We start from the raw sequence: 22,489 nt of genomic DNA on the forward strand, positions 1-22,489 counted from the left end.
GCCGTCGGCCACCCCCTCGGCATGTCCGGCGCCCGCATCGCCCTGCACCTCGCCCTCGAACTGCAACGCCGCGGCGGCGGCATCGGCGCAGCCGCACTCTGCGGCGGCGGCGGACAAGGCGACGCACTCATCGTCCGCGTCCCCAAGGCGTGAGTGTCTAAATACACCTGAACGAGCGCTCTCGCTCTGCGACGCCCCGTGGTTTTCCTCACACAACTACGGGGCGTCGTAGTTGTTCGGGCACAATGGCCTCATGGCGAACATCTTTGACGTATCCACTCCCGCGAAACGCTTCCGTCTGGTGGCGTGGTGGGAAGCTGTGACCTGGGCGGCCTTGCTGGTTGCCATGTTCTTCAAGTGGGTCCTCGGACACGAAGAAGCGATTCGCATCCCCGGAATGGTCCACGGAACCGCCGGCTTCCTGGTGTTCATCGTTGTTGCACTCCTGACCGCGTGGTCGCTCAAGTGGGACGTCAAGACCACGATCCTTGCGCTGATCTCGAGCGTTCCGCCCTTCGGCACCGTCATCTTCGAACGCTGGGCAGTGCGAAACGGCAAGCTCGGTGAGCTGTCCACGGAGTTCGAGGCGTCCAAGGGCAACGCGGCGCTCGTCTGAGTGCTGCATCCCTCTACGTAGCTTCTCGCAACTCGTGACAAACTGGGAGCCGTGACTCGACCAGGTTCCAGGCCCCCCGCGCGTTCGTCCGCAGTTGCTGCCGCCATGAGCGGCGCAGTCGACTTGTCCGCCTTCAAAGAGCGGGCCACGGCCCCACCACCGCCGCGTAACACCAGCGGCGGCGGGGCCGTTTCTGCTGTCTCCGGGGCAGTGATCGAGGTGACCGAGGAGAACTTCGAAAGCGAAGTCCTGCTGAAGTCGAGCCAGGTGCCGGTGATCGTCAACATCGGTGGCCGCGCATACGAGCCCTCGGTCGTATTCACCGAAGTTCTCGAATCATTTGCAGCGCGAGCCGGCGGCAAGTGGATTCTTGCCAACGTCGACGTCGACGTGAGCCCTCGTATCGCGCAGGCATTCGGTGTCCAGTCGGTTCCGACGGTTGTTGCTGTCGCGGCTGGTCAGCCGTTGGCCGATTTTCAGGGCGCTCAGCCAGAGGCGCAGCTCAGCCAGTGGTTCGACGCAGTCCTCCAAGCTGTCGAGGGCAAGTTGAGTGGGCCGGTCTCCGACGCGGACGAACCGGTGGAGGAGGTCGAGGATCCTCGCTTCGTGGCCGCTGAAACCGCGCTGGACGAGGGCGATCTCGACGCCGCCATCGCTGCGTACCAGGAAATTCTCGACGCCGAACCCAACAATGCGGAGGCCAAGAGCGCTGTCCGCCAGGTGAAGTTCATGGCTCGGGTTCAGGGTGTCGATCCCGAGTCGATTGCGGCCGCGGATGCTGATCCGTCCGATCTCGAACTGCAGTTCGCTGCGGCCGACCTGGAAATGTTCGCCCAGCAACCCGAGGCGTCGTTCGCCCGCTTGATCTCGGTGGTCTCGCGAACTGCCGGCGACGACAAGGCTGCCGCTCGGACGCGCTTGCTCGAACTGTTCGAACTGTTCGACCCGGCAGAACCGATCGTCATCGCGGCCCGTCGTAAGTTGGCTTCCGCTCTCTACTGACGTGTGGACCGGCAGTCGCTACTCCGTGTAGCGGCTGTCGCACACTTCCCGACCACCGAGAACGCCGGTCCGGAACGCGTCGACACGTGCGAACCCGCTCGGAACCGTCTCACCGTTGACGTCACTGGCAGCCAGGCCGTCGGTCAGCAGCCCCGATACGGCTTCGTCGAGGTCGCCGGGGGAGAGTGTGACCTGTGCTCCGGACGCCGCGGCGTTGGTGGGACTGAGTGCTGCGGTGATGACGCCGGACAAGCAGGCCGCGCGCAGGGCAGTCTGCGGAGTGTCGAGCGATTGGCCGTTCTCCTTCTGCATCGCGAGGGTGTACCTCGACGCGAGCAGGACATAGGCGTTGTAGTCACCGGTGATGTTGGTCTGGATCAACTCGCGTCGCCCGACGCGACCCGGCGTGCCGCGCTCGGCAAGGTCGTCGACGCTGATTCCGATGGTGTTCGTCGACGGGCAGTACGAGACGGGTTTGGTCGCAACGGCATCGCTGCACCCGGTGTCTGCGCCGGTGAACACGACCTTCGGTGGCTGCGGTAGATCGAAGATCGCTTGGAAGGTCTTCACGAACTCGTCGAGAGTTGCCTCGGTGACGGGCAGTTCTCCGGAATCGTTGCCCTCGGCGAACTGCTGCGGGAGGTCTGCACGCCGTGACTCGATTTCGTCGGCGTCCATCTTCGCGCACGCACCGGCGCCGTCGGTGAAGCCGATCTGAGTGGCGGTGACGCGCTCGAACGCCGAACCATGGTGGCTCTCAGGATCATTAGGGTCTTCGTCGCGGATGGCGACCGCCGACGCCAACACCTTGTTGAGTCCGTCGGAGGTGTTCATCGTGAAGTGCGCGGCCTTGTCCTCGGCGACGTGCCGCAAGAAGGCGCCACCGAAACAGTCGGCTTGCTGTTCGCGCACCAGGGCTGCGTCTCGTTTACCGCCGACGATCCCGGCCTTGCGTTGAACGGCATGGCCGTACTCGTGCGCAAAGATGAACGCGACGGCCACTTCACCGAACTTCTCCCGCACCTCGGGCAGCAGCAATTCACGATCCCAACCGATGGTGTGATCGATGCTGCAGTACCCGGCGTTGATGAGTTCTTCGGTGGTCTCCTCACAGAAGTCCGGGCCGTTCGATTCGGTGGGGTCCCACGAGATCAGCTCGTCGACCGGTTCGAAGGGCTTGTCGAACAGAGCCGGGTACTCGGCGGCCCAGTAGGTTTCGATGTCTGTGATGGCGTTGGCTGCCAGCGCGTCGATGTCCCCGCCGTCGGTGCCGGTGATTGCTCGGTCGGCGTTGGGGGCTCCCGGACGCAACCCGCTTGGTCCTGCCGTTGCGTCGAGTCCGGCGACGCGGAAGGGATCGTGATAAATCGAGACGGCGTGGCCACTCGTTCCCTGGGCACAACCGGCGAGCAGTGCTGCCACTGCCAACAGTGACGACGTGACAATGACTACTCGCCGGCCGACCATCAACGCTCCAGACTTATCCAAATCGCTCCAGCAGCTGGCAGCGCCACCTGTGCGGAGGCTGGCCGACCGTGCCACGAATGCGACGTTGCTGTGACCGCTCCGAGGTTCCCGACTCCGGAGCCGCCGTACACCTCGGCATCGGTGTTGAGAATTTCCACCCATCGGCCGGGCTCTGGTAGCCCGACGCGGTAGCTCGAGTGCTCACTGCCCGAGAAGTTGAACAGGCAGGCGACAATCGAACCGTCAGTACCGTAACGCAGAAAACTGAGGACGTTGTTCTCGGTGTCGTTGGCGTCGATCCAGGAGTATCCACCGGGCGAGGTGTCGAGGGTCCACATGGCCGGATGACGTCGGTACGCGGAGTTGAGATCGCCGACCAGTCGCTGGACGCCGCGATGGAGAGTGCCGGTGTACTGATCGTCGAGCTGCCACCAGTCGAGGCCGCGTTCTTCGGACCATTCCGCACTCTGACCGAATTCCTGTCCCATGAACAGCAGTTGCTTGCCTGGATGCGCCCACATGTATGCAAGCAGTGAGCGCAGGCCGGACGCCTTGGCGAAGTCGTTGCCGGGCATCCGGGTCCACAGAGTTCCTTTGCCGTGCACCACTTCGTCATGGCTGATCGGTAGCAGGTAGTTCTCACTCCACGCGTACATCAGTGAGAACGTGATCTCGTGATGGTGGTAGGTCCGGTGTACCGGGTCGTGACCGAGGAACCCGAGGGTGTCGTGCATCCACCCCATGTTCCACTTCATGTTGAATCCGAGGCCGCCGACATTGGTCGCCCGAGTGACTCCGGGCCACGCCGTCGACTCCTCGGCGACGGTGACGACTCCTCGATGGTTCTTGTGGACGGTGGCGTTCATCTCCTGCAGGAACGCAACGGCTTCGAGATTCTCGCGGCCGCCGTGAATGTTGGGAGTCCATCCACCTTCCGGGCGTGAGTAATCCAGGTACAGCATCGATGCGACAGCGTCGACGCGAAGTCCGTCGATGTGGAACTCCTCGAGCCAGAAGAGTGCATTGGCGACGAGGAAGTTCCGCACCTCGCGGCGACCGAAGTCGAATACGTATGTGCCCCAGTCCAACTGCTCGCCGCGACGCGGATCGGCGTGCTCGTACAGGGGAGTTCCGTCGAAACGAGCCAGGGCCCACTCGTCTTTGGGGAAGTGTGCAGGCACCCAGTCGACGATGACACCTATCCCTGCGGCGTGCAGGTGGTCGACGAACCAGCGGAAGTCGTCCGGGGTGCCGAAGCGGGAGGTCGGTGCGTAGTACGAGGTGACCTGGTATCCCCACGATCCACCGAACGGATGCTCGGAGACGGGCAGCAGTTCGACGTGGGTGAATCCGGTTTCGGTGACGTAGACGGCGAGTTGCTCGGCCATCTGCCGGTAGTCGAGTCCCGGACGCCACGATCCGAGGTGCACCTCGTACACGCTCATCGGGGACTGCGAAGGATCGACACCGGCGCGGGTTTCGAGCCAGGCCGCATCGTTCCACTCATGCGAACTGGTGGTCACTCGCGACGCCGTCGCCGGCGGGACCTCGGTACCGAATGCCATGGGATCGGCCTTGTCGCGAACGGAGCCGTCGTGGCCGTGGATCCGGAACTTGTACAGCGAACCGACTGCGATGTCGGGCAGGAAGAGTTCCCAGACCCCAGTGGATCCGAGGACTCGCATGGGGGCGAATTGCCCACTCCACCCGTCGAAGTCGCCGACGACGGTCACGCCGCGGGCGGCCGGAGCCCAGACGGCGAACGAGGTGCCGTCGACGGGGCCGTCCGGTGTCTCGTAAGAACGCGGATGTGCACCGAGGATGTCCCACAGTCGTTCGTGCCGACCTTCGCCGAACAGGTGTAGGTCGAGTTCACCGAGAGTAGGCAGGAACCGGTAAGGGTCGGCTGCGAGAACCGTGTGTCCACCCGGGTACGTCACGGAATAGCGATAGTCGATCAGGTCGGGGTAGGGGACCAGAGCCGCGAAGATTCCGTTCGAAACATGTTCGAGAGGAAAGTTTTTGCCGCCGATGACGGCGCTGACGGACTCGGCGTTGGGACGCAACGCTCGCAGAACGGTGCCGTCGGCGTGGGGATGGGCGCCGAGGACACTGTGCGGATCGTGATGTTCACCGCGCGCCAACAGCTCCAGATCGTGATTGTCCGGTGCGATACCCGAAGGGAACTTCTCGGTTGACATCACTTGCCTCCACCTGCGCGGTGCGCATTGCGTGCTTGGTAGGCCAGAGAGATCCGGGCCGGATACGGAACGGGTGGGAGCGCGAGGATGTGCGCCACCGAACGCCAGGGCTCGAGGCGGACGAAATTGGCTTGGCCCCAATTGAACTGCTCACCGGTTACCTCGTCGAGCACGGTCATGTGGTCGTGCCATTCGCGTCCGAGCGCCGGCATGTCCAACCAGACGGTGCCCTCTTCTGCAGCGAACGGGTTGAGGTTGATCACCGTCAGGACGGCGTCACCGGTCGAGGCGTCGAACTTCGAGTAGGCGATCAACGCGTCGTTGTCGATGTGGTGAAAGTGCAGGTTCCGCAACTGCTGCAGGGCCGGGTGTGCACGCCGGATGCGATTGAGTGCGGTGATCCACGGCTCGAGAGATTCGCCTCGCGCTGCTGCTTCGGCGAAACGGCGCGGCCGAAGTTCGTACTTCTCGGAGTCGAGGTATTCCTCGCTGCCGGGGCGAACGGCTTGGTGTTCGTAGAGTTCGTAACCGGAGTAGACGCCCCACGTCGGCGCCAGGGTGGCGGCGAGAGCTGCTCGTAGAGCGAACATTCCGGGCCCACCGTGCTGGAGGGACTCGTGCAGGATGTCCGGCGTGTTCACGAAGAGGTTCGGTCGGGCTTCGTCGGCCTTCGCCGCCAGCTCGTTACCGAATTCGGTGAGTTCCCACTTCGCAACTCGCCAGGTGAAGTACGTGTACGACTGCGTGAACCCGCGCCGGGCAAGGCCGTACATGCGCGCCGGACGAGTGAATGCCTCGGCGAGGAACAGGACGTCGGGGTCGGTCTTCTTGACCTCAGAGATGAGCGTCTCCCAGAAGTTCGGCGGCTTGGTGTGTGGGTTGTCGACCCGGAAGATCTTGACTCCGGCACTGATCCAGTGTCGGACGACTCGCAGGATTTCCTTGTCCAGACCGCGAGGATCGGTGTCGAAGTTGATCGGGTAGATGTCCTGATACTTCTTGGGCGGGTTCTCGGCGTAGGCGATGGTGCCGTCGGGAAGGACGTTGAACCACTCCGGATGCTTCTTGGCCCATGGATGATCCGGGGCGCACTGCAGCGCGAGATCCAGTGCCACTTCGAGATCGAGCTTGCGGGCCGCCGCGACGAAGGCCTTGAAGTCCTTGAGCGTGCCGAGTTGCGGGTGAACAGCGTCGTGCCCGCCGTCGACCGAGCCGATGGCCCACGGCGAGCCGACGTCACCGGGTTCGGGAGTGAGAGTGTTGTTGCGTCCCTTGCGGTTGATCTCGCCGATGGGATGGATCGGCGGAAGGTAGACGACGTCGAAACCCATTGCGGCGATGCGGGGTAGGTCTTCGGCCGAGGTTCGGAAAGTACCGTGTTGCGGCACCCCGTTCTCGTCCCAACCGCCCGTCGAGCGGGGGAAGAACTCGTACCACGATCCGAACAGTGCACGGTTGCGATCGACGACGACGGGGTGGGACTCGCCCTTGGTGACCAGTTCACGGAGCGGAGTGGCGCGGAGCAGTTCGGCGACGTCGGAGGCGAAGGCCGGCGCGACGCGAGCAGTCAGCGCCTGATCGCTGCGCAGCGACGCCGTGACGGCCTCGAGCCTGGACCTGTTGCCCCGCGGTACCTCGTGCGCGGCCTGTTCGAACAGGCGCGCACCGATTTCCAGGTCGTTGGCCAACTCGGCCGCCCCCTGCCCGACGGCGAGCTTTGCTTCCACGGCGTGCTTCCAGGTGGCGATGGGATCGCTCCACGCCTCGATCCGAAATGACCACATGCCTTCGGCGGACGGTGTGAACACCGCGTCGACGGTGTCCGGTTCGGTGCCGGGGTCCATCGGAATGCGCAGCGGCTTGGTACCGCGCGGACCACGCACGACCAAAGTGGCGGAAATGGCGTCGTGGCCTTCTCGCCACACGGTTGCGTGCACTGGGAAGACTTCACCGACCACGGCCTTTGCCGGATAGTTACCCGAGATCTCGGGTACCACGTCGTCGATACCGAGGCGTCCTGACACGGGAAGCTCCATTTCTGGTGATGGATCGCGGTAAAACTTTCTTTCGCCGGGTTCAACCGTAGTGGGTGCGGCGCTGGAGTGCTGATAACGACGAATTCGGGTCTGTCGGTGGTCAGGTCGGCTCGGGCGTTCGGGTTCCACCGGACAGAGTGTGAGGAACTCGACTAGGGTTCGCGGGGTGAAAGCCTTGCGTCGGTTCACTGTCCGAGCCCACCTTCCGGAGCGCCTCGCCGCGCTCGGCCCCCTGTCCACCAACCTTCGGTGGTCGTGGCATCCCGAGACACAGGATCTGTTCTCGCGACTCGACCCCGAACTCTGGCAAGCAGTCCAGTTCGATCCGGTCCGCATGCTCGGGGAAGTCGACCCCACCCGTCTCGACGAACTCAGCAGTGACGAGGCATTTCTCGGTGACCTCGACACTGCAGCAGCCGATCTCGATGCTTATCTGAGCACCCCGCGCTGGTACCAATCCCAGCAGGCCAAGGGCACATCGTTAGCCGGCGGAATTGCGTACTTCTCCATGGAGTTCGGAGTCAGCGAAGTTCTGCCCAACTACTCCGGTGGATTGGGCATCCTGGCGGGCGATCACCTCAAGGCCGCGTCCGACCTCGGGCTGCCGCTCATCGGCGTCGGACTGCTCTACCGATCCGGCTACTTTCGCCAGTCGCTGACCGCCGACGGTTGGCAGGCCGAGCACTACCCGCCGCACGACCCTCAAGGGTTGCCTCTTCGTTTGCTGACGGACGCAGGCCCGGCTTCCGAAGACGGATCGCCGGTCGTCATTCACGTCGCAATGCCCGGTGGCCGGGTGCTGCGTGCGCGAGTGTGGATCGCTCAGGTCGGACGAGTGCCGTTGCTGCTGCTCGATTCCGACATCGCCGAGAACGACGCGGATCTGCGCGGCGTCACGGACCGTCTCTACGGCGGGGACCAGGATCACCGCATCAAGCAGGAGATCCTCGCGGGTATCGGCGGCGTCCGCGCGGTGCGCGCCTACACCGCGGCGTACGGATTGCCCGATCCCGAGGTGTTCCACATGAACGAGGGGCATGCCGGATTCCTCGGCATCGAACGGATTCGGGAACTTGTCACCACCAGCGGTCTGGACTTCGATTCGGCTCTGGCCGCGGTCCGCGCCGGAACGGTCTTCACGACGCACACTCCGGTTCCCGCCGGAATCGACCGCTTCCCGGCGGATCTGGTCCGTCACTACTTCGGCGGAGCGAACGGCGAGAACGAATCGAGTTTGCTTCCCGGCCTGACCGTAGACCGCATCGTCGGGATGGGGCGCGAAGCCGATCCGTCGATCTTCAACATGGCGCACATGGGTCTTCGCTTGGGCCAGCGAGCCAACGGCGTCTCGAAGTTGCACGGCATCGTCAGTCGCGACATGTTCAACGGTCTCTGGCCGGGCTTCGACGCCGACGAGGTGCCGATCGGTTCGGTCACCAACGGTGTTCACGCGCCGACGTGGGCGGCGCCGGAGTGGATGGACGTGGCCAGGCGGATCGTCGGTCAGGAGCAACTCGAAGAAGCACGCGGGTGGGAGCGCCTGCACGAGTTGTCGGCAACCGAACTGTGGGAAACACGTAATGCGTTGCGCGGCAAGTTGGTCGACGAAGTTCGTCGTCGTGTCCGAGCGTCCTGGCTCGAACGCGGCGCGACCGAGGCCGAACTCGGCTGGACCACTGGAGTATTCGATCCCAACGTCTTGACAGTCGGATTCGCGAGGCGCGTTCCGACGTACAAGCGGTTGACGCTGATGCTGCGTGATCCCGAGCGTCTGCGTGCGATGTTGCTCGACGAGAAACGTCCGGTGCAGTTGGTGGTGGCCGGCAAGTCGCACCCCGCCGACGACGGCGGTAAGGCACTCATCCAGCAGGTCGTGCGGTTCGCAGACGAAGCGGATGTGCGTCACCGCATCGTCTTCCTGCCTGATTACGACATGTCGATGGCCCGCTACTTGTACTGGGGCTGCGACGTGTGGCTCAACAACCCGCTTCGCCCCCTCGAGGCGTGCGGTACTTCCGGCATGAAATCCGCGCTCAACGGCGGCCTCAACCTCTCCATTCGCGACGGATGGTGGGACGAGATGTACGACGGCGAGAACGGGTGGGCCATTCCGACGGCCGACGGTGTTCTCGACGACGTGCGGCGTGACGATCTGGAAGCCAGCGCCCTCTACGAACTTCTCGAGCACGCGGTACTGCCGACGTTCTACGACCGTGATGCAGCCGATCTGCCGACGCGCTGGGTCGAGAGGGTTCGCCACACCCTCGAGAATCTGGGTCCGAAGGTGTTGGCATCACGCATGGTTCGTGACTACGCCGTCGACTACTACGCCCCTTCGGCGGAATCAGCTCGAGCGGTAGTGGCGGACGATTTTGCCGGCGCGCGTGAGGTGGCCGAGTTCCGTCGTCGCATCGAATCGCAGTGGCCGTCCGTCGCCGTCGAGCAGGTGGACGGTTCCGGACTGCCGGACACTCCGGAGATCGGTGCGACCATCTCGTTGAAGGCCAAGGTCCGTCTCGGCGGCTTGTCGGTCTCGGATGTGGAGGTTCAGGCAGTCCTGGGACGCGTCAGCCCGGGCGAGGAGCTCACCGACGTGGTGACGTTCCCGATGACACACTTCGGCGCCGAGGACGGAACCGAGATCTTCGAAGCCGAGGTTGCGCTTCCGGTCTCCGGCTCCGTGGGATACACCGTGCGGGTGCTGCCGCATCACCGGTTGTTGGTCGATGCGTCCGAACTCGGGTTGGTGACCACTCCGAGCGTCTGACGTATTGCATTCTGCCCCGGTCCGTTCGGTCGGTACCGGGGCAGAATTGTGCCCGCGTGAGAACTGGGTCAGCGACGTGAGTCGCGGATGCGGGTGAGCGCCTTGCGGACGACTTCGGGGTTGGTCGTCTCCCAGAACGGAGGCAGCGATGCGCGAAGGTAACCCGCGTATCTCGCCGTGGCCAGACGCGGATCGAGCACGGCCACCACGCCCTTGTCGTCGGTGCTACGAAGCAGACGGCCGACGCCCTGTGCCAGGAGCAGCGCCGCGTGATTGGCCGAGACGCTGAGAAAGCCGTTACCGCCATGGGATTCGATAGCCTGCTGGCGAGCCATCAACAGCGGGTCGTCCGGGCGCGGGAACGGAATCCGGTCCAAGATGACGAGGCTCAGTGACGGACCCGGAACATCGACGCCCTGCCACAGGGACAACGTGCCGAACAGTGACGTGGGTTCGTCCTTGGCGAAGGCCTTGACGAGGGTGCCGGTGGCGTCGTCGCCCTGGCACAGGATGGGGGTGTCGAGGCGTTCGCGCATCGCCTCCGACGCGGCTTTGGCGGCGCGCATCGACGAGAACAGGCCGAGGGTGCGTCCGCCCGCAGCCTCGACGAGTTCGGCGATCTCGTCGAGATAGACAGGGGAGAGGCCGTCGCGGCCGGGCGTGGGCAGGTGGCGGGCAATGTAGATGATGCCGGACTTTGCATGGTCGAAGGGCGACCCGACGTCGAGTGAGTTCCAGCGGAAAGCCGAAGCGTCAGAAGGTGCTTCGGTGCCGATGGCGGTACCCGAGTCGGGGCGCGCGGACGATTCCGCAGGAAGTCCCCAGTTGACGGCGAGACCGTCGAACGATCCGCCGACGGTCAGTGTCGCGGAAGTGAGAACGACGGTGGATTCGGCGAACAGTCGCGAGCGCAGCAATCCGCCGACCGAGAGCGGAGCCATCCGGACGGAGCGCCGCACCGATCCGCGGAACTCGTCCGAGGACAGCCAGACGACGTCCTTGCGCTTGGCCGGGTCGGGTTCGTCGAAAGCGGTGAGAATACGCACGGCACTGTCGTGGACGTCGTCGACGGACGAGAGTGCGGCGTTGCGGGCCGCAGCGGCTTCGGGATCTGCAGCAGCCATACCCGGTTTGGCCGGACCGATAGCGGTGCGCAGCGACCAGGCCGCGTCGCGGATCGCAGCCAGTGCGGGTGCCGCCCCGTCCGGGAGGCCTTCCCAGCGACCTGGGCGCAATTCCTCGAGGAGTCCAGCCCACCCCTCGCCGGCAGCTTCGAGGCGATCGGCATCCTGCTCTTCGGCGATCTTGCCGCAACGCCGGGCCGCGGCACTGATCGAGGCGGCAGTGAGATCGGCCGTGGCGACGCCGGTGACGCGGTCGACCAACTCGTGGGCCTCGTCGATCACCACGACGTCGTGGTCAGGCAGGATCTGGATGCCGGTGATGGCGTCGATCGCGAGCAGTGCGTGGTTGGTGACCACTACGTCGGCCTTCGACGCCTCGACTCGGGCGCGCTCGGCGAAGCAGTCCTCACCGACCGGGCACTGGTTCTTACCGATGCATTCGCGGGAGGTGACACTGACCTGCCGCCACGCCTGATCGGATACGCCCGGCACCAATTCGTCCCGATCACCGGTTTCGGTGTCGGAGGACCATTCGGTGAGGCGGACGACCTCCCGGCCGAGACGCGAGACCGTGAACGGATCGAACAACTCGTCCTCGGGTGGCTGCTCGGACGCGCCGGTATGGATCTTGTTCATGCACAGGTAGTTGTTGCGGCCCTTGAGGATTGCGAACTCTGCGCGTCGGCCGAGTGGCTTCTTCAGGGCATCGGCGAGCCGAGGCAGATCTCGGTCGACGAGCTGACGCTGCAGCGCGATGGTGGCGGTGGACACGACCACGGTGCGTCCCGATTCGACCGCGTGGCGCAGGCTCGGAACGAGGTAGGCGAGCGACTTACCGGTACCGGTGCCGGCCTGGACGGCCAGATGCTCGCCGGTGTCGATCGAGTGCGCCACGGCGGACGCCATCGTCAGCTGACTGGTTCGTTCGGCACCGCCGAGCGACCGCACCGCTGTCTGGAGCAGTTCGGGAACGTTCGGGAGTTGATCGGCCACCCACGAAGGTTAATGGATCCCTACGTCAGAAACGTCCACGGATGATTTCCGGGGTAGATCACCGGCATTCGAGTCTTCTTCCGGCGACGCCTCGTCTCGCCCGATCAGCTGCACTCCCGCCTCCCGCATCTGCACCAATGCCGACTCGATCGTGGCGGTCGACACACCAGCGGTGAAGGGGAGAAGGACAGTCGTGGCGAACCCCGCGCGCGCGGCATCGACGGCCGTGGCCTTGACACAGTGATCCGTGGCAATTCCGATCACGTCGACGTCGGTGATCTCGTGGGCGCGGAGCCAGTCCTCGAGCGTCGTGCCGTCCTCGGCTGCTCCTTCGAAACCGGAGTAGGCCGCGCTGTAGGCGCCCTTGGAGAAGATCGCCGACCCGGCGACGGAAGCGTCGAACGCCGGATGGAACTCGGCGCCGGCTGTCCCGACGACGCAGTGAACCGGCCAGCTGTCGATGAAGTCGGGATTCTCGGAGAAGTGCGCCCCAGGGTCGATGTGGAAATCGCGAGTCGCGACTACGGCGTCGTACTCGTGGGAGTTGACGAAATCGTTGACGGCTCCCGCAACCGCAGCACCGCCGTCGACTGCAAGAGCGCCACCTTCGCAGAAATCGTTCTGAACGTCGACAATTATCAGTGCTTTTGCGCTCACTGGTGCTCACCTCCGGTGAATCGAACGGGCACAGCCGAGTCTCCGCGCGAGAGTTTGAGGCCTTCCCACGGCAGGCTCACGAGCCCTGCCTTCAGAACCGCTCTGCTCTCTTCGAGCGTCGGCGCGCTGTCGACGACCTTGCCTTCGCGAACCAGCGGGATCAGCAGTTCGGTCGCTCCGTCCGCCTCGGAGACAGGTGACGGTGATCCGGCGGGGTAGATGACTTCTTCGACGATCGTTCCGGTCGGACGCACTACGCGCAGTGCCTTCTTTGCGCCGCCGCGAGATGCCTTGTTGGTGCTTCTCTTCTCGACCGCGATTCCGTCGACCTCGACAAGTTTGTAGACCATGCCGGCGGTGGGGGCGCCTGATCCGGTGACCAGGGAAGTGCCGACGCCGTACGAGTCGACGGGTTCGGCGCGCAGAGCCGCGATCGCGTACTCGTCCAGGTCGCCGGAGACGACGATGCGTGTTTTGGTAGCACCGAGATCGTCGAGTTGTTGGCGTACCTGACGAGCAAGAACGCCGAGATCGCCGGAGTCGATGCGAACCCCGCCCAGCTCGGGACCGGCAACGGCAACAGCCGTTTTCACACCCTCGGTGATGTCGTAGGTATCGACGAGCAACGTGGTGGATACGCCGAGTGCCGCGACCTGACCGCGGAATGCCGCTGCCTCGTCCGGACCGTCTTCGGTGGTGTGCAGGAGAGTGAAGGCGTGCGCGCTGGTACCTGCACTGGGTACGTCGTGACGCCGCGCGGCTTCGAGGTTGGAGGTGGCGTCGAAGCCGGCGAGATACGCGGCACGTGAAGCGGCGACGGCGGCCTGTTCGTGTGTACGACGCGAGCCCATCTCGATCATCCGTCGACCGCCCGCTGCGCTCACCATGCGGGCAGCGGCCGAAGCGATCGCGCTGTCGTGGTTGAGGATCGAGAGAATCAAGGTTTCGAGGATGACGCACTCGGCGAAAGTTCCGCGGACCGAAAGGATCGGTGATCCGGGGAAGTAGAAATCGCCCTCGCGGTAGCCGTCGATGTCACCGGAGAATCGATAGTTGCGCAGCCACTCGACGGTCGTGTCGTCGAGAAATTTTGCAACGATCGCCAGTTCCGGTTCACCGAACCGGAACTGCTCGAGTGCGTCGAGAAGGCGTTCGGTACCGGCGACGACGCCGTAGCGACGACCGTCTGGCAGCCGCCGTGCAAATACCTCGAAACTGCAGTTGCGGAAGGCAGATCCGTCGGCGAGAGCCGCCGAGAGCATGGTCAGTTCGTACTGATCGGTGAGCAGTGCGGTGCTGGCACCGGCGTCGCGGATGTCGGAAATTTGCGTAGGCACGCACACAACTCTATGCGCGAGACGACGTGGGTGGGTGTTGTCGCCTCTCGTCGCGCCGTACCCTGGATACATGGTTTTCGGCGGCGCGACCGTGTCCGGCACTTACTCGGCGAACGTAACGATGAGAGGCGCTACGGCTTCCTCTCCTCAAGCCACGCCCGAGCAGTCGGAGGCTGTTTCGACCATCGAAGCCGCAGATCGGCCCTGGGTGACCATCGTCTGGGACGACCCGGTCAATCTCATGCATTACGTGACTTACGTGTTCCAGAAGTTGTTCGGCTACAGCAAAGCCAAGGCCACCGACTTGATGATGCAGGTCCATTCGGAGGGCAAGGCCGTGGTCTCGAGCGGTTCGCGCGACAAGATGGAGGCCGATGTTCGTCGCCTCCACGCTGCCGGTCTCTGGGCCACGATGCAACGCGACGACACCTGAGAAAAGCACTTTTTCGACCGATTTGTTCGCCTAACTCGTAGACGGGAGTCCGACGCGTGCGGACGTGGAGTAGGAAGAGTTCACTCGGCGGAGTGAAGTTCAAGTCCGAGATGGACGGCCACGAGGCGGCGGTTCTGCGCTCGCTCGTGGAGTCGGTGACCGGGCTTCTCGACGAGCGTGCGTCTTCGGCGCCGCAAGACGAGCTCGCCGCCCTGACGGGCCTTCGTACCGGAAATTCGGAGACACCCGACAATCCGGTATTGGCGCGTTTGCTGCCCGACTTCCAGCGCACCGATCCGGACAAGGTCGCTCCGGACAGTGACGATCTCGACGACGCCGGCGCCAATGTCAACGGCGCGCTGCGAAGTTTGCACGAACCCGAGATCATCGACGCCAAGCGTGAGTCCGCTCGCATGTTGTTGGCTTCGCTTCCGGAGGCCGGCGGCAAGGTCGTTCTCACGCAGGAACAGGCCGACGCCTGGCTGTCCTCGCTCAACGACGTCCGTCTCGCGCTCGGAACCAATCTCGGCATCGACGCCGACACACCGGAGAGCCTCGAACCCGACGACCCGCGAGCCCCGCATCTCGACGTCTATCACTGGTTGACGTGGATGCAGGACTCCCTCGTCCAGGCGCTCATGCCATGACCACGACGCGGACCGGGCCCACTGATTCACTGACAGATGTCGCCGGCCTCGCCGTCGGTCATCACCACAAGCTCGACGAGGGAGCCACTCTCGGAAGCGGCGCAGCCACCGGCTGCACGGTCGTGCTCGCGTCGGCCGGTGTGGTCGCCGGAGTCGACGTCCGGGGCGGCGGTCCGGGTACCCGCGAGACCGATCTGCTCGACCCGAGCCATTCGGTCCAGCAGGTCAATGCCGTGCTGTTGACCGGCGGTAGTGCCTACGGACTTGCCGCGGCCGACGGAGTGATGCGCTGGCTCGAGGAACACGATCACGGGATCGCGATGGGCGCTCCCGGCCAGGTGGTACCGATCGTGCCCGGCGCCGTGATCTTCGATCTGCCGGTGGGGGACTGGACCGTTCGTCCGACCGGCGATTTCGGATTCCTCGCTGCCGACACTGCTTCGCGCGAATTCGCCACGGGCACGGTCGGCGCGGGGGTAGGTGCCAGAGCCGGAGCGCTCAAGGGTGGGGTGGGAACGGCCAGCGTCGTGATCGCCGACGGCCCCGCCGAGGGGACGACGGTCTCCGCCTTGATCGTGGCGAATCCGGTGGGTTCGGTCTTCGACCCCAGAACAGGCCTGCCGTGGGGCGTCGGCTCGGACGGCGCGGAGTCGTTCGGCCTCAGGCTCCCCGACGCGTCCGAACTCGCGTCGGCCAACGCCGTTGCAGCCAAGGGAACCGTCCTCAACACCACGATCGGTGTGGTCGCCACTGACGCCGCCTTGACGAAAGCCGGGTGCCGACGCGTCGCCGTCGCAGGTCATGACGGCCTGGCCCGAGCGATTCGGCCCGCACATTCGCCGCTCGACGGCGACACGATCTTTGCGCTCGCCACCGGTGATCACACTCCGAACTCGGAGATCACGGTTCCGGACGCTTTCCCGAACGAACTGCCGATACTCGACGCGGTGTGCGCGGCTTCGGCCCAGGTGGTCGAACGTGCGATCGTCACAGCGATTCTCGACGCCACGTCGGTAGCCGGAATCCCGAGCTACCGCGAACTCTTCCCGTCCGCATTTCTCTAAGCAGCACTCCTGGAATCGGCGGTAATCTCGAATTGAGCCTGGTCGCAAGTGACCGGATCAGAAGACCGGATCGACGGTGGAGGACGCACACGATGACGATGGATTTCAACAGTCCGGACTTCGGCACCCGGACGCCGGCACGGAAATCCGGTCCACCCTCGGTGTGGAAGCAGTCGGCCGTGTTGGTGGGCGGCTTCGCGATCCTGCTCTACGTGATCGAGATCGTGGATGTCATCTCCGGTCAGAACGTCCAGAACGCCGGCGTCACCCCGCGCACGCTCGACGGCCTGTGGGGAATCCTGTTCGCCCCGGTGTTGCACGACGACTGGGGTCATCTGATCGCCAACACCATTCCGGTGCTGATCCTCGGATACCTCGTGCTGGTGTCGGGAATTGCGCGGGGACTCGCGGCGACCGGCATCATCTGGGTGATCGGCGGCGTCGGGACCTGGTTGTTCGCCGGCTCGAACTCGAATCACGTCGGTGCGTCCGTGCTGATCTTCGGCTGGGTCACCTACCTGCTGGTGCGCGGGTTCTTCACGCGGAGTTTCACACAGATCCTGATCGGCGTTGCCGTCTTCGTCGTGTACGGCGGAGTGCTGTGGGGCGTTCTGCCGAGCGATCCACGGGTTTCCTGGCAAGGGCATCTGTTCGGAGCGATCGGCGGCGTGGTGGCCGCCTGGGCGCTCACGTCGGGGGAGAGGGCCAAGCGCGCCGGGTCGGCGCAGGCCGTTCGACCACCGAGTTTCTGAACGGACGTGGGTCACACCCTCACTGCGGTGTGACTTCGACGCGCCAAAACCACCAAGAGCTTTTTCCCAGACGGGTAGACGTGGCAGCATGACCGGTATGCGCATGACCGTCCTGGGGTGTTCCGGCAGCGTCACGGGTCCGGATTCACCGGCTTCGGGATACCTGCTCACGGCACCGGGAACTCCGCCGCTCGTGATCGACTTCGGCCCGGGAGTTCTTGGGGCGTTGCAGCGATACGCCGATCCGGGCGAGGTGACGATCCTGCTTTCGCACCTTCATGCGGACCACTGTCTCGACATGCCCGGCCTGCTCGTCTGGCGTCGCTATCACCCCAACCCGCCGGTCGGTAGGGCTCTGGTTTACGGCCCCACCGACACCGCGTGCCGCATCGGAGTGTCCTCCGCCGAGTGCGCCGGCGAGATGGACGACATCTCCGACACCATCGACGTCCGGCTCTGGGCCGAGAACGAGCCGGTGACGTTCGGTGAACTGAGCGTCGTCGCCCGCCGGATGAATCATCCACCCGAGGCTTACGGTTTCCGGATCACCGGCGCCGACGGCCGCGTCCTCGTCTATACAGGCGACACCGGTATGTGCGACAACGTCGTCGAACTCGCGCGTGGTGCAGACGTGTTGCTCTCTGAAGCGTCGTGGACCGACAGTCCGGATCGCCCCGAGGGAGTTCACCTCTCCGGTAAGGAAGCCGGCCGTGTGGCTGCCCTCGCCGGCGTCAAGGAACTTCTCCTCACGCACATCCCGCCGTGGACATCGCGTGAAGACGTGATCGCCGAAGCGAAATCCGAATTCTCCGGACCGGTCCATGCCGTCTCCGCCGGAAGTGTCTACGACATCTGATTCCCCTCACATTCGGTGCAGCGCTCACCGGGCGACCGCTAGGCTCACGAAGGTGACTACACGAGAAGACGGTAGGGCGGACGACGAGCTCCGCACGGTCAAGATCACCCGCGGGTTCACCAGTCACCCGGCCGGATCCGTTCTGGTCGAGTTCGGGAACACTCGCGTCATGTGCACCGCCAGCGTCGAAGAGGGTGTACCCCGCTGGCGCAAGGGCTCCGGCTTGGGTTGGCTGACAGCCGAATACGCGATGCTTCCCGCCGCCACGCACACACGCAGTGGCCGCGAATCGGTCAAGGGCAAGGTCGGCGGCCGCACGCAGGAGATCAGTCGACTCATCGGCCGATCACTTCGAGCGTGCATCGATCTCGCGGCAATCGGTGAGAACACCATCGCCCTCGACTGTGATGTCCTCCAAGCCGACGGCGGTACCCGCACTGCGGCTGTGACGGGGGCATACGTGGCCCTGGTCGACGCCGTGACGTACCTGCGCGCCGCCGACCTGCTCTCCGACCCGCAGCCCATCTCGTGTGGCATAGCGGCCGTCAGCGTCGGCGTCGTGGACGGACGAGTGCGTCTCGACCTTCCGTACGAAGAGGATTCGCGTGCCGAGGTAGACATGAATGTCGTGGCCACCGATACCGGCACGCTGGTGGAAATTCAGGGAACCGGTGAGGGCGCCACCTTCCCACGCTCGACGCTGGACAAGCTGCTCGACTCCGCTCTGGCTGGTTGTGAGCAACTTTTCGAGATCCAGCGTCAAGCGTTGGCCGAGCCGTATCCCGGGGTGCTACCCGAACCGAAGAATCCGGAACCCAAGAAGAAATTCGGTGCCTGAGCTGTGAGCGTACGAGTATTGGTTGCCAGCCGAAATGCCAAGAAACTGAAGGAACTTCACCGGGTGCTCGACGCCGCCGGAGTGAGCGGAATCGAACTGGTCGGGCTCGACGAGGTCCCGCCGTTCCCCGAAGCCCCCGAGACCGGAGCGACGTTCGAGGAGAATGCGCTCGCCAAAGCGCGTGACGGAGCAGCTGCAACCGGAATGCCCTGCATCGCAGACGATTCCGGTGTCGAGATCGACGCACTCAACGGTATGCCGGGTGTGCTGTCCGCGCGGTGGTCGGGTACTCACGGAAACGACGGCGCCAACACGGCTCTGGTCCTGGCTCAGCTGGGAGACGTCCCGGACGAGCGTCGAGGCGCGGCGTTCGTCTCCGCCTGTGCACTGGTGATCCCTGGCGGCGACGAGACCGTCGTGCGCGGCGAATGGCGCGGGGTGATCGCCCGCGAACCAGCCGGCGACGGCGGCTTCGGATACGACCCCATCTTCCGTCCGGACGGCGACACCCGCTCGGCCGCAGAACTCACCCCGGCCGAGAAGGATGCGGCGTCACATCGAGGGCGCGCGCTCGTACAGCTCGTTCCCGCGCTGGCGGCACTGGCCGGCTGAACCGAATCCGAAAAGTAGAGCCCTGAACGCGTCTGCGTTCAGGGCTCTACTTTTTGAAACTCTCAGAGCTGATAAGCCTGCTTCACCTGGGCGGTTCGCTTGTGCTCGAACACGAACGACAGGAACGGGATCGTGCCGGCGAGCGCGGTGGCAACCGTCGTACCGGGCTTCCACCGGGCCTTGATCGCCAAGTCGATCGTGAATACGAGATAGAGCATGTAGAACAGGCCGTGGATCTGGCCGATGTAGAACAACCACGACGGTGCGTCCGCCGAATTGTCGAGAATCAGGTACTTGTAGACCATCTCACCGGTCAGGAACAGCAGCCAGAGGCCGGTGATCCAGGCGAGAACGCGGTATCGGACCAGCGCCGACGCAACCTTCTTCTGCTTTTCTGCGTTGACTGCGGGGGTAGCGATGCTCGCTTCCGAACCGGTACTCACGTCGTGCTCCTATCGGACTCGCGAGCGGCGAGCTGCGCAAGGTAGTCGTTGTATTCCAGCATTTGGCGGGCTTCAGGGTCGTCGACGTCGAGGTTCACATCGTCGAACTCGGCCTGCGGGCGTTGCGGCAAGAGGTCGGCGGGAATCTCACGCGGCTCCGCGGCGGCTTCCTCGGCTTCGGCCTCTTCGGGGTCCACGTCTTCGAGCTGAACGAACTTGCGGTACGCGTACACGACAAACGCCGCGAACAGCGGCCACTGGAACGCGTACCCGAGATTCTGTCCCGAGCCTCCGACGGCTTCGAAGCGCTCCCACTGCCACCAGCCGAGCGCGAGGCAGCCGGCAGCTGACACGATGACCAGCAGAATCAGCGCAGGTCGGCGTTTAGTAGCGTTCTTGGACACACTAAGACGGTACCTGAGAGCTATAGTCCCTCGCCCTGCGATCTCCGACACGGTGTCGTAGAAGCCGTGCCACGGCGTGTCGTAGAAGCCGTTCCACAGCACCTGTGCGCTATGCCCATCCTCACCCGCAATGCCAGGCACTGAACACATTCTCCCGGCTGTACTGCATCGATAACCTCGGCGCGTATCCGAAAGCAGGGGAGTGTTTCATGCACATCAGAGTGATTCGCCCGGTCATCGACCCCACACTGACTCCGGCGGTGACAGCCGAGGTGGAGCACTGGGCGGCGCCCGGCACGACGGTCGACGTCGTTTCGCTGCCTACCGGTACGGCGAGCATCGAGTCCGAGTACGACGAGGCACTTGCCGGCCCCGGGATCGTGCAGAGGGTCGAGGAAGCGGCAGCCGACGGCGTGGACGGCGTGTTCATCACGTGTTTCGCCGATCCCGGAGTGCATGCCGCCCGAGAGGTCATCGACGCTCCGGTGGTCGGCGGCTTCGAGCCGTCATTTCTGACAGCGATGAGTCTGGGCGATCGCGTCGGGGTCGTGACCATCCTGCCGAATGTCGTGCCGATGCTCCGATCGCTCACTCGGCGGTATGGACTCGATAGTCGGCTGGGCAGTATTCGAGTCGTGGACATGCCGGTGCTGGGCCTCACCGATCGGGAGGAACTGGTCGATCGACTGGCCGCACAGGCGTCTACGGCAGTGGAGAACGGTGAGGCCGACTCCGTCGTTCTCGGTTGCACCGGCATGCTCGGTGTGACCGGCGCAGTCCGAGACAGGCTGCATGGCAAAGGGATTCATGTTCCGGTTGTGGATCCGACGGCGTCGGCGATCACGTGGTTGGAGAGCTCGGTCCGTCTGGGGCTGACGCCGAGCCGGACGACGTACATGACTCCACCGGTCAAGGATCGAAAGCGCTGACCTTGCTCACGAGAACCGAAAAAGCCCCGCCGGATCAGATCCGGCGGGGCTCTTCGTTGTGCGCGAGGGGGGACTTGAACCCCCACGTCCTGAGACACTGGAACCTAAATCCAGCGCGTCTGCCAATTCCGCCACTCGCGCGCGGAATTCAAAGGATACGCGAGTGGAGTCGCTCGCGGGCACACCACCCTGGTCGGGATGCGCCCGCCCGCTCTCAGGCCGTTTCGGCGAGTGGATCCGCTGCGGGCGGCGTAGCGGATTTCTTCGATCGGTGCGGTTGCTCGGCCGTGCGTTGATACCGCCACGCAGCGTGGGTGAGCGTTTGAACATCGACATCGAGATATTCGGCAACCGCAACGAGCAACTCGGCTGCGTCGGTGCTCGACAACAATTCCTCACCACTGCTTGCTTCGGTGGCGAACCGTGCAAGTAGATCGATCGAAGTTACCGTCAACTTCCCGGACAGGAACACCAGCGTCTCAAAGGTCCTGGGGCCGAGCCCCGGAACGGAGACGACTGCCGAACGGAGGCCTTCGGTGTCCTCGACGTCGGCACTGGACCGGCAACCGGCATCGACGAGCGCCTTGGCTGCGCGAGCCGCACCCTCGGCTTTGGTGAAGTAGTTGCCCGGCACGCGCTGGCGATTGCCGAGAATCGTTGCGAGCTCGTCGCCACGGTCGGTGAAGGCGGCGAGAGCGGGCAAGCTGTCGAGGCGATGGTCGGCGGCTACCGAGCGGTGTGTGCGCCAACGGTCGACGACGGCGCGGACTCCGGTCTTCGGTGTTCCATAGGCGGCGCGCGACGAGAAGATCGCATCGAGAAGGGCGGCTTCGGACTCGCGCGGCCATCCCTGATTCCAATGCGGCCACGCCTCGCGCGGAAGCTCGGCGCCGATGAATTCGGTCGCTCTGACTACGTCTGTGTCTTCCATGATTTCTCCCCCCGAGAAGTCGTCCGGTGTGGACGCGCTGAACGTAGCGAGGGGGTCCGACAGATTGTGGCCCGGAACGCACGGGATCGACCGTCCGTCAAGGAGGTCACGAATTGGTAACAATAAATATGAGGGGTTCCTCAGGTTTCTGAAAATCCCGGTAACAGTCCCAGGCAGGGCGTTCGCGACCTACTCGCGAGTCACTTTCTCGAAGTCTCGTGAGGAAGATCACGGCCCCGAAAGTCCAGATTTCCAGGGTGCCGACAAACGTGAGGAAATCCTCATGATTCTGTGTAAACCTTGTCTTGCACGAACGCCCTGACTCCGTCGATTCTCTCGACGAATTCGCGAGCACTTCAGCCGGGCAGCACACCGCAAAT

General features: G+C 64.3%; 20 protein-coding genes, 1 tRNA gene and 1 pseudogene. 12 read left to right on the top strand and 10 right to left on the bottom strand.

The features are described 5' to 3' along the window. From PCS43_RS16140 to PCS43_RS16150, 3 genes and pseudogenes are all read left to right on the top strand, one after another. Window positions 1-153, top strand: a pseudogene (locus PCS43_RS16140) (acetyl-CoA C-acyltransferase); the annotation flags it as partial. 100 nt (window positions 154-253) lie between these two features. After that, a complete protein-coding gene (locus tag PCS43_RS16145; protein WP_003945330.1) occupies window positions 254-616 on the top strand; it encodes a DUF3817 domain-containing protein in 363 nt (120 codons plus the stop codon). Between the two features lie 105 nt (window positions 617-721). Beyond that, a complete protein-coding gene (locus PCS43_RS16150) occupies window positions 722-1,618 on the top strand; it encodes a tetratricopeptide repeat protein (RefSeq protein WP_209911636.1) in 897 nt (298 codons plus the stop codon). Between the two features lie 18 nt (window positions 1,619-1,636). Here PCS43_RS16150 and PCS43_RS16155 read toward each other — a convergent pair whose 3' ends face one another. Genes PCS43_RS16155 through PCS43_RS16165 form a run of 3 tightly spaced genes read right to left on the bottom strand, consistent with a single transcriptional unit; the run spans window position 1,637 to window position 7,310 of the window. Further along, window positions 1,637-3,085, bottom strand: a complete 1,449-nt coding sequence (locus PCS43_RS16155) for a neutral zinc metallopeptidase (RefSeq protein ID WP_209911633.1) — start codon at window positions 3,083-3,085, stop codon at window positions 1,637-1,639. Beyond that, on the bottom strand, window positions 3,085-5,286 hold the full coding sequence (gene glgB / locus PCS43_RS16160) for a 1,4-alpha-glucan branching protein GlgB (protein ID WP_209909185.1): 2,202 nt from the start codon (window positions 5,284-5,286) through the stop codon (window positions 3,085-3,087). Before glgB ends, PCS43_RS16155 begins: the two co-directional genes overlap by 1 nt. Continuing rightward, complete coding sequence (locus PCS43_RS16165) at window positions 5,286-7,310, bottom strand: alpha-1,4-glucan--maltose-1-phosphate maltosyltransferase (protein WP_030537901.1); 2,025 nt, start codon at window positions 7,308-7,310, stop codon at window positions 5,286-5,288. Before PCS43_RS16165 ends, glgB begins: the two co-directional genes overlap by 1 nt. A gap of 178 nt (window positions 7,311-7,488) precedes the next feature. Between PCS43_RS16165 and glgP the strand changes: the two genes are divergently transcribed. Beyond that, window positions 7,489-10,089 (top strand): alpha-glucan family phosphorylase, encoded by a 2,601-nt coding sequence (glgP, locus tag PCS43_RS16170; RefSeq protein ID WP_042446167.1) that lies wholly within the window; start codon window positions 7,489-7,491, stop codon window positions 10,087-10,089. Window positions 10,090-10,157: 68 nt separating this feature from the next. Here the strand turns inward: glgP and PCS43_RS16175 are convergent, their stop codons facing one another. From PCS43_RS16175 to PCS43_RS16185, 3 genes are read right to left on the bottom strand one after another with little or no spacing between them, the layout of a single operon-like run. Next, window positions 10,158-12,206, bottom strand: coding sequence for an ATP-dependent DNA helicase (locus tag PCS43_RS16175; RefSeq protein ID WP_209909182.1), 2,049 nt, complete (start codon window positions 12,204-12,206; stop codon window positions 10,158-10,160). A 9-nt stretch (window positions 12,207-12,215) separates the two neighbouring features. Beyond that, the gene (locus tag PCS43_RS16180; protein ID WP_209909179.1) at window positions 12,216-12,863 is read right to left on the bottom strand and encodes a nicotinamidase; all 648 of its coding nucleotides are present in this window, start codon (window positions 12,861-12,863) and stop codon (window positions 12,216-12,218) included. Further along, window positions 12,860-14,200, bottom strand: a complete 1,341-nt coding sequence (locus PCS43_RS16185; protein ID WP_030537905.1) for a nicotinate phosphoribosyltransferase — start codon at window positions 14,198-14,200, stop codon at window positions 12,860-12,862. Before PCS43_RS16185 ends, PCS43_RS16180 begins: the two co-directional genes overlap by 4 nt. A gap of 121 nt (window positions 14,201-14,321) precedes the next feature. Between PCS43_RS16185 and clpS the strand changes: the two genes are divergently transcribed. From clpS to rdgB, 7 genes are all read left to right on the top strand, one after another. Then, a complete protein-coding gene (gene clpS, locus PCS43_RS16190) occupies window positions 14,322-14,633 on the top strand; it encodes an ATP-dependent Clp protease adapter ClpS (RefSeq protein ID WP_037132099.1) in 312 nt (103 codons plus the stop codon). Window positions 14,634-14,689: 56 nt separating this feature from the next. Then, the gene (gene aosR, locus PCS43_RS16195; RefSeq protein ID WP_003945318.1) at window positions 14,690-15,280 is read left to right on the top strand and encodes an oxidative stress transcriptional regulator AosR; all 591 of its coding nucleotides are present in this window, start codon (window positions 14,690-14,692) and stop codon (window positions 15,278-15,280) included. Further along, on the top strand, window positions 15,277-16,344 hold the full coding sequence (locus PCS43_RS16200; protein ID WP_162113781.1) for a P1 family peptidase: 1,068 nt from the start codon (window positions 15,277-15,279) through the stop codon (window positions 16,342-16,344). The genes aosR and PCS43_RS16200 overlap by 4 nt, the downstream gene beginning before the upstream one ends. A 92-nt stretch (window positions 16,345-16,436) precedes the next feature. Further along, entirely contained in the window at window positions 16,437-17,096 is a 660-nt protein-coding gene (locus PCS43_RS16205) for a rhomboid family intramembrane serine protease (protein WP_209909176.1), read from the top strand. A 97-nt stretch (window positions 17,097-17,193) separates the two neighbouring features. Next, window positions 17,194-17,952 carry a cyclic nucleotide-degrading phosphodiesterase gene (locus tag PCS43_RS16210; protein WP_007733274.1) on the top strand — a complete coding sequence of 253 codons (759 nt, stop codon included), beginning with the start codon at window positions 17,194-17,196 and terminating at the stop codon, window positions 17,950-17,952. Window positions 17,953-18,004: 52 nt separating this feature from the next. Next, entirely contained in the window at window positions 18,005-18,790 is a 786-nt protein-coding gene (gene rph / locus PCS43_RS16215; protein ID WP_003945332.1) for a ribonuclease PH, read from the top strand. A gap of 3 nt (window positions 18,791-18,793) precedes the next feature. Continuing rightward, on the top strand, window positions 18,794-19,402 hold the full coding sequence (rdgB, locus tag PCS43_RS16220; RefSeq protein WP_063316259.1) for an RdgB/HAM1 family non-canonical purine NTP pyrophosphatase: 609 nt from the start codon (window positions 18,794-18,796) through the stop codon (window positions 19,400-19,402). A gap of 62 nt (window positions 19,403-19,464) precedes the next feature. On the opposite strand, the gene PCS43_RS16225 is transcribed toward rdgB, so the two are convergent. Together PCS43_RS16225 and PCS43_RS16230 are read right to left on the bottom strand one after the other, a co-directional pair. Then, window positions 19,465-19,845, bottom strand: coding sequence for a DUF3817 domain-containing protein (locus tag PCS43_RS16225; protein WP_003945334.1), 381 nt, complete (start codon window positions 19,843-19,845; stop codon window positions 19,465-19,467). Beyond that, entirely contained in the window at window positions 19,842-20,249 is a 408-nt protein-coding gene (locus PCS43_RS16230) for a hypothetical protein (RefSeq protein ID WP_021333455.1), read from the bottom strand. Before PCS43_RS16230 ends, PCS43_RS16225 begins: the two co-directional genes overlap by 4 nt. A gap of 209 nt (window positions 20,250-20,458) precedes the next feature. Between PCS43_RS16230 and PCS43_RS16235 the strand changes: the two genes are divergently transcribed. After that, window positions 20,459-21,178, top strand: a complete 720-nt coding sequence (locus PCS43_RS16235) for an aspartate/glutamate racemase family protein (RefSeq protein ID WP_209909171.1) — start codon at window positions 20,459-20,461, stop codon at window positions 21,176-21,178. A gap of 59 nt (window positions 21,179-21,237) precedes the next feature. Here PCS43_RS16235 and PCS43_RS16240 read toward each other — a convergent pair. Further along, window positions 21,238-21,319: transfer RNA gene (locus PCS43_RS16240), tRNA-Leu, on the bottom strand. Window positions 21,320-21,392: 73 nt separating this feature from the next. Continuing rightward, window positions 21,393-22,109 carry a hypothetical protein gene (locus tag PCS43_RS16245; RefSeq protein ID WP_073513298.1) on the bottom strand — a complete coding sequence of 239 codons (717 nt, stop codon included), beginning with the start codon at window positions 22,107-22,109 and terminating at the stop codon, window positions 21,393-21,395. Window positions 22,110-22,489 lie beyond the last annotated feature (380 nt).

Origin of the sequence: Rhodococcus sp. C-2 (assembly GCF_027854095.1) — a bacterium.
In the GTDB taxonomy this organism is placed as follows: Bacteria; Actinomycetota; Actinomycetes; order Mycobacteriales; family Mycobacteriaceae; genus Rhodococcus_F; species Rhodococcus_F qingshengii.

Coding starts and splice junctions, on each gene's coding strand:
- PCS43_RS16210 (WP_007733274.1), top strand. CDS start 17,194: ATGCGCATGACCGTCCTGGGGTGTTCCGGCAGCGTCACGGGTCCGGAT.
- PCS43_RS16155 (WP_209911633.1), bottom strand. CDS start 3,085: ATGGTCGGCCGGCGAGTAGTCATTGTCACGTCGTCACTGTTGGCAGTG.
- clpS (WP_037132099.1), top strand. CDS start 14,322: ATGAGAGGCGCTACGGCTTCCTCTCCTCAAGCCACGCCCGAGCAGTCG.
- PCS43_RS16145 (WP_003945330.1), top strand. CDS start 254: ATGGCGAACATCTTTGACGTATCCACTCCCGCGAAACGCTTCCGTCTG.
- PCS43_RS16150 (WP_209911636.1), top strand. CDS start 722: ATGAGCGGCGCAGTCGACTTGTCCGCCTTCAAAGAGCGGGCCACGGCC.
- PCS43_RS16235 (WP_209909171.1), top strand. CDS start 20,459: ATGCACATCAGAGTGATTCGCCCGGTCATCGACCCCACACTGACTCCG.
- PCS43_RS16245 (WP_073513298.1), bottom strand. CDS start 22,109: ATGGAAGACACAGACGTAGTCAGAGCGACCGAATTCATCGGCGCCGAG.
- PCS43_RS16205 (WP_209909176.1), top strand. CDS start 16,437: ATGACGATGGATTTCAACAGTCCGGACTTCGGCACCCGGACGCCGGCA.
- glgB (WP_209909185.1), bottom strand. CDS start 5,286: ATGTCAACCGAGAAGTTCCCTTCGGGTATCGCACCGGACAATCACGAT.
- PCS43_RS16200 (WP_162113781.1), top strand. CDS start 15,277: ATGACCACGACGCGGACCGGGCCCACTGATTCACTGACAGATGTCGCC.